Consider the following 13,594-nt stretch of genomic DNA (forward strand, 5'->3'; position numbering starts at 1 on the left):
TCGTCGACGTGAATGGTTGCAGGAAATTAGTCGACAGTTCGTCGACAAGTCAATATATTTTGGAAATGCTCTCTTTCGCATGCAATTCTTTCTCAAGAGGCCCTCATGGCATCCGAAACAACGACCAAGGTAAAAAAGAAAGCCAAACCAACAGCAAAGCCGGCTCGGGGCGGGGGCGGTCGACATGTCTACGAGACCTTAAAGCGCGAGATTCTCGAGTTGGACCTTTCGCCTGGCACCCCGTTGGATGAGGCGGCTCTGGCCGAAAGGTTCGCCATGTCACGCTCTCCGATTCGCGAAGCATTGGTGCGATTGTCTGCCGAGGGTATGGTCGAAATGCTCTCCAACCGAACGACCATCGTGACCCCGATCAACCTTATGGAGTTCCCAAGGTACGTCGAGGCATTGGACTTGCTCCAACGCATCACGACACGGCTGGCAGCTCAATACCGCACCGAGGCTGATCTGACAGAAATGAAGCAATGCGCTGAAGCCTATGAAGACGCCTGCCGCAGCGAAGACCACCTCGACATGTCCGCTACTAACAAGGCCTTTCACATGGCGGTCGCAAAAGCCGGCAGGAATCCTTACCTAATGGAATCTTATGGTCGCCTTCTCGATGAGGGTCGCCGAATCCTGCACATGCATTTCGAGTTCACGAAAAACTCGGTCAAAGGCCGCAGCCTCGGTCCCGAACACTTCACCATGATCGAAGCCATTGAACGGCAAGACGCTGATGCCGCAGACCGATTGGCGCATGAACACACTGCCTTGTTCCACGACCGGTTCTTTGATTTCTTGCAGGCCAAGTATCACGAGGATTTCAAACTTCAGATTTCGTGAACCTTTGTTGTTTACTAGCTGTTTCTAGGTTGACGCGCTCCTTCCCAGAAGCAAAAGGCAAAGCATTCGGCCAAGACCATCCTACCTGAAATTCACGGCGGAAGACTGCACCCCCCAGACTGACCCAGATTGCATTCAAAAAAATCGGAGTTTCATTTTTCCCTTTCCTGCCCGCAACGAGGACTTCCCGACGTAGAAGTTTCTCGGCACTGAAGGATCTCAGTCGGAACAGAAAAAGTGCCTTCATTTTTCCAAATCGTTTTGTGCCCACGATGGCCGGGATTTGTTTAGGGGGGCATCAATCCCATCTGCAGCTTCATCGCCTTCCCAATTATCCGCCAAACGCGTGATCGTTTCGTCGATTACGTCGGTGTTGGGATGCCCCATCTGAACTGGTCAACCAACTGGCATAGATTGTCCCGCAAATTGGAGGATCGCTATTTGGACACACAAGCGCTGACGTCAAATGCATTTCATTAGGGCGAAGTGCAAAGGGAAGATATTGCTTGGTTCGGGCACTGAGCTGCATGCGCGAATTCTAGAGTTGGTTACTGAGAGCTCGTTGGAAAAATTTCTCGCATACTGAGAAATTAGCGCCTCAAAAGCTGGATGGAAGAGTGGACCAAACTGGCGACACCTGAGCAAGGCTTTGTGGATATATCATTTCGGGGAATTTGGTGCCCAGAAGAGGACTCGAACCTCCACGTCCATACGGACACTAGCACCTGAAGCTAGCGCGTCTACCAATTCCGCCATCTGGGCACGGGTTGGTGAGGCAGGCGTTTAAGCCTCGTGGCGGGGGGTGTCAACGCGATTCTGAAAGAAATTTAAATTTTCTATCATGAACTTTCGGGGTGGCTGTTGCGCGCCTTTCCAATTCTTTCGGAATTAAAGGGGATTCTTGTCGCGGTACGGGGTTTGCGCCTTGTTCCCGCGGCGCAACGGGCGTATTCCGAAAACAGGAATTCAAGAAGCGGAGGGTTCCCATGCCGAAACTTGTGACCATCTATGGCGGCTCGGGCTTTGTCGGGCGCCACATTGCGCAACGTATGGCGAAAGAGGGCTGGCGCGTGCGCGTGGCCGTGCGCCGTCCCAACGAGGCGATGTTCGTAAAACCTTACGGTGCGGTCGGGCAAGTTGAGCCGGTTCTCTGCAATATTCGCGATGATGCCTCGGTTGCACTTGCGATGGATGGTGCCGATGCGGTTGTGAACTGCGTTGGCGTTCTGGGGGAGCACCGCAAGAACACCTTTGATGCGGTTATGGCGGAAGGCGCCGGTCGTGTTGCGCGTCTGGCCGCAGAGGCAGGCATTGACACGATGGTGCAGATCTCGGCCATCGCGGACACCGCCTCGGACAGCGGCTATGCCAAGGCCAAGGTAGAGGGCGAGGAAGCGGTTCTCGCGCATATGCCGAACGCGATGATCCTGCGCCCCTCCGTGATCTTTGGGCCCGATGACGGGTTCTTCAACCGCTTTGCGTCCATGTCGCGCCTTGGCCCGATCCTGCCCGTGATCGGCGGCGATACCAAGTTCCAGCCGGTTTACGTTGACGATGTTGCCAAGGCGGCCGTGAAGGGCATTCTGGGCGAGGCGCAGGGTGTTTATGAACTGGGCGGTCCTGATGTGGGCACGCTGCGGGAATGGGCGCAAAAGTCCATTGACGTTGCGCACCGTCGCCGCCTGATCGTGAATATGCCGTTCTTTGTGGCACGTCTCATGGCCTGGGGCTGTGACATGGTGCAGGCGGTTCTGATGGGGCTGATCGAAAACAAGATCATCACCCGCGACCAGATCAAGCTGCTGCGGAACGACAATGTGGTTTCGGAAGACGCCAAGGGCTTTGCCGATCTGGGCATCGAGCCGACAAGCACCGATGCGGTTCTGGCCGACTATCTGTGGCGCTTCCGCCCGTCGGGCCAGTATGACGCCATCAAGGATTCGGCAAAGAACCTGAACGCCTGATTGCTTTCGGGTTTGGAAATCGCAAGGCGGGTCCAATGTGGCCCGCCTTTTTCTTTAGCTGTAGGCGATGGCCAGAAGGATGATGCCAAGAGCGACGCGGTAGATCACGTAGGGCGTGAAGCTGACCGAGCGGAGAAGTTGCATCATGAACTTCAACGCCAGGAGGGCGGCGAAGAAGGCGAAGACTGCCGCGATGGCGCCATCGCGGGCGGTTTGCATGTCGGCGTTACCGGCGACTTCTGCACCCAGCAAGACGCCGCTTGCGATGATCGTCGGGATCGACATCAGCATGGAAAGGCGGGCGGCATCGGAGCGTTCATAGCCAAGATGACGTGCGCCGGTGATCGTGATGCCGGATCGGGAGGTGCCGGGAATCAGGGCGATTGCCTGCCAGACCCCCATGATCAGGGCATCGCGCAGGTTCCATCCTGCGGCGGTCTTCTCGGAGGGGCCGCGCTGGTCCATCCACCACAGGAGAATACCAAAGCCGAGCATGGTCCATCCAATCACGGCCATCGAGCGCATGGCGTCGTCCAATCCGGTGAGTTTCAGGGTGATGCCGAACAGGATGACCGGGATGGTTGCCATGATGAGGAGGAAGGCGAGTTTGCTGCCGGGCGTATCGATCTTGCCGGTGAGAAGGCGGGGCAGCCCGACCAGAGCGCTGCGCACATCCGACCAGAAGAACAGGACCACAGCGCCAAGCGTTCCGATGTGTACGGCCACGTCAATTGCCTGCCCCTGATCGGCGAATCCCGTGAGATTCGGAAGGAGAATCAGGTGCCCGGAAGAGCTCACCGGCAGGAATTCGGTGATGCCCTGGATGATGGCCACCAGAAGAATGTGAAAGAAGCTCATCTGACCCCTGTCCGCGCGTTGTATTTGGGGCATGGTATAAGATATTGTAATAAAAAAGAAACTCTGAATTTAGGTCCGGATCGGATTTAAAAATGTGGTTTTCAGCACCTTTTCGCCATCTGAGATTGGAAATTTTCTTCAAATAGGTCAGTACAATTGACTTTTACTCGGTTTCAACATTGCTTAAACACGCGTCACCAGACAAATCAGGAGGCAGCTGCCGTGGCCAAGCAACCCATGCTGAAATTTGTGACCGTTGATCGTGACATGCCGGAGAAGCGTGACGCGGGCGAGCGGAACAAGGATTTCCATGAAATCTATGCCGAGTATGCGCATGCGAAAGCTGCCGAGCAATCGAGCCGCTGCTCGCAATGTGGCGTGCCCTATTGCCAGGCGCATTGCCCGCTGCACAACAACATTCCCGACTGGCTGCGCCTGACTGCGACCGGCCGTCTGGAAGAAGCCTATGCCACGTCGCAGGCCACCAACACCTTCCCGGAAATCTGTGGCCGCATCTGCCCGCAGGACCGTCTGTGCGAAGGCAACTGTGTGATCGAACAGTCGGGCCACGGCACCGTGACCATCGGTTCGGTCGAGAAATACATCACCGATACGGCATGGGAAGAAGGTTGGGTCAAGCCGATCACGCCGTCGGTGGAGCGCGCGGAAAGCGTTGGCATCATCGGTGCCGGCCCGGGTGGCCTCGCGGCTGCGGAACGTCTGCGCCGCGCAGGTTTCAAGGTCACCGTTTATGACCGTCACGACCGTGCCGGCGGCCTGCTGACCTATGGTATTCCGGGCTTCAAGCTCGAGAAAGACGTCGTGATGCGCCGCGTTGACCTGCTTGAGCAGGGTGGCGTTGAGTTCAAGCAGAACTGCAATGTTGGTGAAGACATCTCGTTTGCCGACCTGCGGGCTGCGCATGACGCCGTGATTATCGCTACGGGTGTTTACAAGTCGCGTGATCTGGGTGGACCGGGTGCTGGTGCAAAAGGCATTGTCCGCGCAATCGACTACCTGACCTGTTCGAACCGCCTGAACTTTGGCGACACGGTTGCCGAATACGAAAGCGGCGAGTTGAACGCGGAAGGTAAGAAGGTTGTCGTGATCGGTGGTGGTGATACCGCGATGGACTGTGTCCGGACCGCGATCCGCCAGGGCGCGGAAAGCGTGAAATGCCTGTATCGTCGTGACCGCGCCAACATGCCAGGCTCGCAACGTGAAACCAACAATGCCGAGGAAGAAGGCGTTGTCTTTGAATGGCTTGCCGCGCCCAAGGGCTTTACCGGTGATCCGGTCAATGGCGTGATGGTTCAGCGTATGCGCCTTGGCCAACCGGACGCATCCGGCCGCCAATCGCCGGAAGTAATCGAAGGTGCCGACTATGTCGAAGAAGCAGACCTTGTGATTAAGGCGCTAGGCTTCGAGCCGGAAGACCTGCCGACGCTGTGGGGCGAAGAGGCGCTGGAAGTGACCCGCTGGGGCACCGTGAAAGCGGCATTTACCACCGGTGCGACCGCGATGGACGGCGTCTATGCTGTTGGTGATATCGTGCGCGGCGCTTCGCTTGTCGTTTGGGCGATCAAGGATGGCCGCGATTGCGCCGATGCCATCATCGAGCGCTTTGAAAAAGCATCGTCGGTTGCAGCAGAGTAATTCCTGTTTGCAGGGGTAAACAGCCATTTTGGCCAGGGCGGATTTGCAATCCGCACCAAGCAGAAAAGGAAAAGGGACATGACGAAAACAGCACTGTTTGTCACCGTTCTTGCCGCCTGTGTGGGGACCACCGCATTCGCGCAAGAGCAAGCTGTTCCTGAAGGCTGCGTTGCGGTTGCCACTGTGCATCGCGAGAGCTGCATGGTGTCGAACTATCTGCAATGCGGTAATCGCGTTGAAGTTCACAGTTTTGAAAACGGCAAGCTGAGCGACTCGCACTACTTTGGCCCCGATTGGGACTTGGTCGAGTATCAGGCTGATGGTGGTCGCACCGATGTAACCGTGGCCGAAGGCAGCGCTCCGGAAGCCTCTTTGACAACGGCGCTTGCCACTGGTGAGAGCCTTGGGACACGCGACATGAGCTTCTCGTCGGGGGTCCTTCAGGGCAATGCGGTTCTGCTGGAATCGGCACTGACCATCGGCGACGAGGAAGTGCGGATCAGCGGCGAGACTTTCCGCAAGGGGACCTTGGTGCGCACGATGACGGTTAAGAAAAACGGCGTGTCGTCGCAGTGGTCCTTCGAGGTTTTTGCTGCTCCGGACGCGTCCTTCTTCATCGAGGGTGAAGTCGAGATCGAACAGTTCGGCAAGACCCAGAAGCTGGCCTGGACACCCACCCAGATCATTCGCCCCGGTGCGCCGGGTTTCATGAGCACACAACGCCCCGCGGGGTGTAGCGGATCTTAATTCATTTCGATCCGGACACCACGACAACACATAACCGCGCCTTGGGCGCAAGAAATATACCGCGCAGTTTGATGCAGGCGATCGGGTCCTCCCCGGAATGCCGACGGACAGCGCAGCGAGAATACCCCAGACCGGGGACAGGAGAACGCCAATGACCAAATATGACGAGAACTGGGTTCGCGAGGAAGAAGCCAAGCGCGCGTGGATGGCCGAGAATGGTCTCTACAGTGAAGAGGAAGAGCATTCTTCCTGCGGTGTCGGCCTTGTGGTGTCGATCGATGGCAAACCCAGCCGCAAGGTTGTCGAGGCAGGCATCACTGCGCTGAAAGCGATCTGGCACCGTGGTGCCGTTGATGCCGACGGCAAGACCGGTGATGGCGCGGGTATCCATGTGCAAATTCCGGTACCGTTCTTCTATGATCAGGTGCGTCGCACTGGCCACGAGCCGCAGATGGACGAGCTGATTGCAGTTGGACAGGTGTTCCTTCCCCGCACCGACCACGGAGCGCAGGAAGCGTGCCGGACTATCGTGGAAACCGAAGTTCTGAAGATGGGCTACCGCATCTATGGCTGGCGTCATGTGCCGGTCGATGTGACCTGTCTGGGTGAAAAGGCCAACGCCACTCGCCCCGAGATCGAGCAGATCCTGATCTCGAATTCCAAGGGTGTTGATGAAGAGACCTTCGAGCGCGAACTCTATGTGATCCGTCGCCGTATCGAGAAGGCCGCCATCGCCGCGTCGATTGCCGGCCTCTACATTGCGTCGCTGTCCTGTCGTTCGATCATTTACAAGGGCATGATGCTGGCCGAGCAGGTCGCCGTGTTCTACCCGGATCTTCAGGACGAGCGTTTTGAATCGGCTTTCGCGCTCTATCACCAACGTTATTCGACCAACACTTTCCCGCAGTGGTGGTTGGCTCAGCCGTTCCGCATGTTGGCGCACAACGGTGAGATCAACACCCTGAAGGGCAACCTGAACTGGATGAAGAGCCACGAAATTCGCATGGCCTCGTCGTTCTTTGGTGAGCTTGCAGACGACATCAAACCGATTGTTCCGGGCGGTGCTTCGGATTCGGCGGCGCTTGATGGTGTGTTCGAAGTCATGGTGCGTGCCGGTCGCTCGGCGCCGATGGCGAAAACCATGCTGGTTCCGGAAAGCTGGTCGAAGCAGGCGGTAGAACTGCCGCAAAGCTGGCGTGACATGTATTCGTACTGCAACTCGGTCATGGAGCCCTGGGATGGTCCGGCCGCTCTGGCGATGACCGATGGCCGCTGGGTCTGTGCCGGTCTTGACCGGAACGGCCTGCGCCCGATGCGCTATGTCGTGACCGGCGACGGCCTTCTGATTTCGGGCTCCGAAGCCGGCATGGTGCCGACCGACGAGGCCACTGTTGTCGAAAAAGGCGCGCTTGGCCCTGGTCAGATGATCGCGGTCGATATGGCCGAGGGCAAGCTGTACCACGACACCGAACTCAAGGATTCGCTGGCTGAATCGCGCCCCTATGGTGACTGGGTCGGCAAGATTAAAGATCTTGAAACCGTGCTGAAGGGCGTGACCGAGAAGGCCATGTTCGAAGGTGAAGAACTGCGTCAGCGCCAGATCGCGGCCGGTTACACGATGGAAGAGCTTGAACAGATCCTCGCGCCGATGGCCGAGGATGGCAAAGAGGCGATTGCCTCGATGGGTGACGATACCCCGAGCGCGGTTCTGTCCAAGAAATACCGCCCGCTCAGCCACTTCTTCCGCCAGAACTTCAGCCAGGTAACCAACCCGCCGATCGACAGCCTGCGTGAATATCGTGTGATGTCGCTGAAAACCCGGTTCGGGAACCTCAAGAACGTGCTGGACGAAGACGGATCGCAGACCGAAATCGTGATGCTGGAAAGCCCGTTCGTGGGCACGGCCCAGTTCGAGCGTCTTCTGGAAGCTTTTGACGACACCGTAGTGCGTATCGACTGTACCTTTGGCGCCGATGAAGGCAGCGGTGCGCTTCAAGCCGGTCTGGCCCGTATCCGTTCGGAAGCAGAAGACGCCGTTCGTTCGGGCGCCGGACACATTGTCCTGAGCGACGAAGGCCAGAATGCCGAGCGCGTTGCGATGCCGATGATCCTCGCTACCAGCGCCGTGCACAGCCACCTGACCCGCAAGGGCCTGCGGACGTTCTGTTCGCTGAATGTGCGGTCGGCCGAGTGTATCGACCCGCACTACTTTGCCGTGCTGATCGGTGCCGGTGCGACCGTCGTGAACGCTTACCTTGCCGAGGATTCGCTGGCTGAACGCATCGAGCGCGGTCTGTTGGATGTTGATCTGACGACGGCTGTTGCCCGTTATCGCGATGCTATCGACCAGGGTCTTCTCAAGATCATGGCGAAGATGGGTATCTCGGTTGTGTCTTCCTACCGCGGTGGCCTGAACTTTGAGGCCGTCGGCCTGTCGCGTGCGATGTGCGCCGAGTACTTCCCCGGCATGACCTCGCGGATCTCGGGTATCGGTGTCAGCGGTATCCAGACCAAGGTGGCGGAAATCCATGCCCAAGCCTTTGGTGAAGGTACAAGCGTTCTGCCGATTGGTGGCTTCTACAAGGCGCGGAAATCCGGTGAGACCCACGCCTGGGGCGCGCAGACCATGCACATGATGCAGGCGGCCTGTAACCGTGCATCCTACGAGCTTTGGAAGAACTACTCCAAGGCGATGCAGGCCAACCCGCCGATCCATCTGCGTGATCTTCTCGACATCAAGGCGCTGGGCAAGCCGGTGCCGATCGAAGAAGTCGAGTCGATCACCGCGATCCGTAAGCGTTTCGTGACGCCGGGCATGTCGCTGGGCGCGCTTAGCCCAGAGGCACACAAGACGCTGAACGTGGCGATGAACCGGATCGGTGCCAAGTCTGACTCGGGTGAAGGCGGGGAAGATCCGGCACACTTCGTTCCCGAGCCGAACGGCGACAACCCGTCGGCCAAGATCAAACAGGTGGCTTCGGGTCGTTTCGGTGTGACTGCCGAATACCTGAACCAGTGTGAAGAACTTGAGATCAAGGTCGCCCAGGGTGCGAAACCGGGTGAGGGTGGTCAGCTGCCGGGCATGAAAGTGACCGACCTGATTGCGCGCCTGCGTCACTCGACCAAGGGTGTGACCCTGATCTCGCCGCCGCCGCACCACGATATCTATTCGATCGAAGACCTGGCGCAGCTGATCTATGACCTGAAACAGATCAACCCGCGCTGCAAGGTGACGGTGAAGCTTGTGGCGTCTTCGGGCGTTGGCACGATTGCGGCCGGTGTGGCCAAGGCAAAAGCCGACATCATCCTGATCTCGGGCCACAACGGTGGTACCGGTGCGTCGCCGGCGACCTCGATCAAATACGCGGGTCTGCCGTGGGAGATGGGCCTGACCGAAGCGCATCAGGTTCTCGCAATGAACAACCTGCGTGATCGCGTTACCCTGCGGACCGATGGTGGCCTGCGGACCGGTCGTGACATTGTCATGGCTGCGATGATGGGTGCCGAGGAATACGGCATCGGTACTGCCGCTCTGATCGCGATGGGCTGTATCATGGTGCGTCAGTGCCAGTCGAATACCTGTCCGGTTGGCGTCTGTACGCAAGACCCTGAGCTGCGTGCAAAATACACCGGTTCGGCAGACAAGGTTGTGAACCTCATCACCTTCTACGCTCAGGAAGTTCGCGAAATCCTCGCCTCGATCGGTGCCCGCTCGCTGGACGAAGTGATTGGCCGTGCCGACCTTCTGGCGCAGGTGTCGCGTGGTTCGGCGCATCTTGATGATCTCGATCTCAACCCGCTCCTGATCACCGTCGATGGTGCCAAGGACATCGTTTACGATCGCAACAAGGACCGTAACGCGGTTCCGGATACGCTGGACGCGGAAATCGTACGTGATGCGCACCGCTTCCTTGAAGACGGTGAAAAGATGCAGCTGTCCTATGCGGTGCAGAACACGCACCGCACCGTGGGCACGCGCACGTCCTCGCATATCGTCCGCAACTTCGGCATGCGCAACGCGCTGCAAGAGGATCACCTGACGGTGAAACTCACCGGGTCTGCCGGTCAGTCTCTGGGTGCCTTCGCGGCTCCGGGCCTCAAGATCGAGGTTTCGGGCGATGCAAACGACTATGTCGGCAAGGGTCTGTCGGGTGGTACGGTTGTTGTGCGCCCGCCGATGGCCAGCCCGTTGACCGCGTCAGACAATACCATCATTGGCAACACGGTGCTTTACGGTGCCACCGATGGTTTCCTCTTTGCGGCAGGCCGTGCAGGCGAACGTTTCGCGGTGCGGAACTCGGGTGCCAAGGTGGTCATCGAAGGCTGCGGCGCATGTGGTTGCGAATACATGACCGGTGGCGTTGCCGTGATCCTCGGTTCGATCGGTGCCAACTTTGGCGCGGGTATGACCGGTGGCATGGCCTATCTCTACGATCCGGAAGGCAAGGCAACCGACATGATGAACCTTGAAACGCTGGTGACCTGTCCGGTCGCGGTGCAGCACTGGGAAGATCAGCTCAAGGGCCTGATCGAGCGCCATGTCGCGGAAACCGGTAGCCGCAAGGGTGCGGATATCCTTCAACACTGGGATATCGAAAAGGCCAACTTCCTTCAGGTCTGTCCGAAGGAAATGCTGGCGCACCTGCCGGCACCGCTTTCGGAAGAGCCGGAAGCTGTTCCGGCAGAATAAAGGAATTTTGGCGGGGCCTTCGGGCCCCGTTTTCCATTTTCGAGGCACGTTCGCATGTCGATAAAATTTCTTTTTCTGTTTAGTCCCAACAATTCCGGCTCGACTATCATTGGCCAATATCTTGAAACCCAAACAAACGGCTATCTGCCTCCCTTTGGAAATAACGAAGGTCAGATGGCACCCGGCGTTCGTAAGATCATGCGCAAAGATCAGTGGAAGGCCGACCACGACATGCCCTGGCCGGAAATCAGGGACGCGTGGAGCGACTTGGCGCGGCAGGCCGGGAAAGACCTGTTTATCGAGTGCTCGCCGCCAAACATCTTGCGGGTGACGTCGATTTTGAAATCTTTTGGCGAAGAGGCGCGTTGCCTGTTTTCAATCGCCAGCCCCTACAGCTTCATCGCGTCGATTCTTTTCAACTACAACACTCCGCCGCTTCGACCGCCCATGTTGGCAAGGGCGGCAGAGTCCTGGGTACTGAGAGCGCAAGCTCTGAAAGAGGGAAGCGAGGCACACCCCGAGTTTCCACGTATGCGCTACGAGGACTTTTGCGAAGATCCGACCATTGTGAATCGGGCGCTTGGACTTGAGGTCAAGGCGCGGGAAACCATTGCCGGTAAAGGCAATGATCCGCTCTCCGAAATCATGGATTTGTCGCCGCGCCACCATGCGTTTCTGTCCTTTTCGGAGTGGGAGCAGGTAAACGCCGTGCTTTCGAAACACGAGTCTCTCATGGAGTTCTTCGGTTACAGCCTGATTCCAGGTCAGCTCCTGATCGAAAAATGTGCGGAAACTCCGGCTATGTTTCATTCCGGCCTGATACGGCGTGTGCAGTGGGAACAAAAGCAGAGCCGGGCCAAGCAGAAATAGCTTGCCGTTTTGTGGATATGCGAACCTCGCGTATGCTTGGGACACAAAAGGGGAGGATGTCATGCGAAAAGTGAAACGCCTGGCCCTTGTGGGCCTGTTGGCTTCGGGGCTGGCACAAGGGGCTGCCGCCGGACAATGCGGCTATGAATATTGCTGGGGCGCTGTCGGAATAGGACCCAACGGAGCCTATGGCTGGGCACATAGCCATGTTTCCGAAGAAGCGGCTTATAATGCGGCCCAGTCTGGATGCGGCTGGAACTGCACGAATGTGCGCACGTTCTACAACAGTTGCGGGGCAATGGCAGAAGCCGACAACGGCGGGTGGGGCTGGGCCTGGGACAGGACCCGCGAGCTCGCCGAGAGTGCGGCGATGAGCTATTGTATGGACTACGGCTACAACTGCCGCGTCATTGTCTGGGCTTGTTCGCCGTGAGGCAATGCAACCTGTTGCCTTGACGCTTGCGGCAGCTTATCCCCGGTGCAGATTTTGAGCAGCAGGGATTCATGGCGAAGAAAAAGGGCAAATCGGCACCGGAGTTGACCCTGCGCCAGCAGGTCTGGAGACGTGTTCGACGTGCGCTGCGCCGTGGCGCGGTCTGGGGGGTGTCGCTGACAATTTTTGCCGTCCTGATCTATATCGTGATCAATCCGCCCATGACCTGGACGATGTATTCCGAAAAACAGCGCCTTGGGCGGCTGGACAAGGAATGGGTGCCGATTGAAGAGGTCGCGCCGGTGATGTTGCGCGCGGTCGTGGCCGCGGAAGATGCGAATTTCTGCGAGCACTGGGGGTTTGACATCAAGGCAATCCGCGCGGCGTTGGCAGACGGCAGTGGCCGTGGGGCATCGACCCTGAGCCAGCAAACGGTCAAGAACGTCTACCTGTGGCAGGGGCGCAGCTGGGGGCGAAAGGCGCTTGAGGCCCTGCTGACCCCCTTGGTTGAAATTGCCTGGAGCAAGCGACGGATACTTGAGGTCTATGTGAACGTTGCCGAATTTGACGAAGGCGTGTTCGGTGTCGAAGCCGCCTCGCGGCATTATTTCAAGGTTGGACCGGAAAAACTCACCTCGGCACAGGCTGCGCAACTGGCTGCTGTTCTGCCGTCTCCCAAGACCTATTCCGCCTCCAAACCCGGCAAGAAGCTGCGTGCGCGGGCAGCCCGTATTCGGGATGGGGCAGAGACGATCCGCCGGGATGGCCGCTCCCGTTGTTTCGAGGATTGAACAAACGCGGGAGAACGGGATATTGAGGAACAACCTCCAATAGTTACCGTGATGCCAACATGAATCGCCTGTTCCACGTTCCTCTATCCCCTTTCTGCCGCAAGGTGCGCCTGACACTTGCGGAAAAGCGGATCGAAGTTGAGCTGGTTGAAGAGCGGTACTGGGAGCAGGATCCCGATTTCCTGCGCCGCAATCCGGCGGCGAAAGTGCCTGTCCTCAAGATGGACGGCAAGATGATGGCCGACAGCGGCGCCATCTGTGAATACCTTGAGGAAAAATACCCCGAGCCGACGCTGATGCCGCGGGACGTGGATGCGCGTTACGAGGTGCGGCGCCTCGTGGCGTGGTTCGATGACAAGTTCCATCACGAGGTGACCTCGAAGCTCTTGTATGAACGGGTGAACAAGAAGCTGATGGGGCAGGGGTATCCCGACAGCCGCAACGTCAAGGCGGGGGCCCAGAAGATCAAGTATCACCTCGACTACATGACCTGGCTGCTGGATCACCGACGCTGGCTGGCAGGGGACAGTATGTCGATGGCGGATTTCGCGGCTGCTGCGCACCTGTCGTCGCTTGATTATATCTCGGATGTGGACTGGAACCGCTCGGCCGTGGTCAAGGACTGGTATGCCAAGATCAAGTCGCGCCCGGCGTTCCGCTCGATCCTGGCGGATCAGATTCCGGGTTTTCCGCCGCCCGCACATTATGCGGATCTTGATTTCTGAACCGGGAGCAGGGGGCG

Annotated in this window: 10 protein-coding genes and 1 tRNA gene; 9 read left to right on the top strand and 2 right to left on the bottom strand. The window is 58.1% G+C overall.

Annotation, left to right across the window (positions count from 1 at the left end; all coding sequences use genetic code 11):
* Nucleotides 1-105 precede the first annotated feature (105 nt).
* A complete protein-coding gene (locus tag ABWV42_RS16925; RefSeq protein WP_353341207.1) occupies nucleotides 106-843 on the top strand; it encodes a GntR family transcriptional regulator in 738 nt (245 codons plus the stop codon).
* A 675-nt stretch (nucleotides 844-1,518) separates the two neighbouring features.
* On the opposite strand, the gene ABWV42_RS16930 is transcribed toward ABWV42_RS16925, so the two are convergent.
* Nucleotides 1,519-1,605, bottom strand: a tRNA-Leu gene (locus tag ABWV42_RS16930).
* A gap of 224 nt (nucleotides 1,606-1,829) precedes the next feature.
* Between ABWV42_RS16930 and ABWV42_RS16935 the strand changes: the two genes are divergently transcribed.
* Nucleotides 1,830-2,807, top strand: a complete 978-nt coding sequence (locus tag ABWV42_RS16935; RefSeq protein ID WP_255107078.1) for a complex I NDUFA9 subunit family protein — start codon at nucleotides 1,830-1,832, stop codon at nucleotides 2,805-2,807.
* Nucleotides 2,808-2,861: 54 nt separating this feature from the next.
* Here ABWV42_RS16935 and ABWV42_RS16940 read toward each other — a convergent pair whose 3' ends face one another.
* Nucleotides 2,862-3,665 (bottom strand): undecaprenyl-diphosphate phosphatase, encoded by an 804-nt coding sequence (locus tag ABWV42_RS16940; RefSeq protein ID WP_353341208.1) that lies wholly within the window; start codon nucleotides 3,663-3,665, stop codon nucleotides 2,862-2,864.
* A 222-nt stretch (nucleotides 3,666-3,887) separates the two neighbouring features.
* Here ABWV42_RS16940 and ABWV42_RS16945 point away from each other — a divergent pair, with 222 nt between their 5' ends.
* The 7 genes from ABWV42_RS16945 to fzlA all read left to right on the top strand — a co-directional run bounded on the left by ABWV42_RS16945 (nucleotide 3,888) and on the right by fzlA (nucleotide 13,577).
* A complete protein-coding gene (locus ABWV42_RS16945) occupies nucleotides 3,888-5,321 on the top strand; it encodes an NAD(P)-dependent oxidoreductase (RefSeq protein ID WP_353341209.1) in 1,434 nt (477 codons plus the stop codon).
* A gap of 78 nt (nucleotides 5,322-5,399) precedes the next feature.
* The gene (locus tag ABWV42_RS16950; protein ID WP_353341210.1) at nucleotides 5,400-6,068 is read left to right on the top strand and encodes a hypothetical protein; all 669 of its coding nucleotides are present in this window, start codon (nucleotides 5,400-5,402) and stop codon (nucleotides 6,066-6,068) included.
* Nucleotides 6,069-6,219: 151 nt separating this feature from the next.
* Entirely contained in the window at nucleotides 6,220-10,758 is a 4,539-nt protein-coding gene (gene gltB / locus ABWV42_RS16955; RefSeq protein WP_255107074.1) for a glutamate synthase large subunit, read from the top strand.
* Nucleotides 10,759-10,812: 54 nt separating this feature from the next.
* A complete protein-coding gene (locus tag ABWV42_RS16960; RefSeq protein WP_353341211.1) occupies nucleotides 10,813-11,628 on the top strand; it encodes a hypothetical protein in 816 nt (271 codons plus the stop codon).
* Nucleotides 11,629-11,689: 61 nt separating this feature from the next.
* Entirely contained in the window at nucleotides 11,690-12,061 is a 372-nt protein-coding gene (locus ABWV42_RS16965; RefSeq protein WP_255107072.1) for a DUF4189 domain-containing protein, read from the top strand.
* Nucleotides 12,062-12,132: 71 nt separating this feature from the next.
* Nucleotides 12,133-12,852 carry a monofunctional biosynthetic peptidoglycan transglycosylase gene (gene mtgA, locus ABWV42_RS16970; RefSeq protein ID WP_353341212.1) on the top strand — a complete coding sequence of 240 codons (720 nt, stop codon included), beginning with the start codon at nucleotides 12,133-12,135 and terminating at the stop codon, nucleotides 12,850-12,852.
* A gap of 59 nt (nucleotides 12,853-12,911) precedes the next feature.
* Complete coding sequence (gene fzlA, locus ABWV42_RS16975; protein WP_255107070.1) at nucleotides 12,912-13,577, top strand: FtsZ-binding protein FzlA; 666 nt, start codon at nucleotides 12,912-12,914, stop codon at nucleotides 13,575-13,577.
* The last annotated feature ends 17 nt before the right edge of the window (nucleotides 13,578-13,594 follow it).

Source organism: Pelagimonas sp. KU-00592-HH, assembly GCF_040369695.1.
Classification (GTDB): Bacteria; Pseudomonadota; Alphaproteobacteria; order Rhodobacterales; family Rhodobacteraceae; genus Shimia.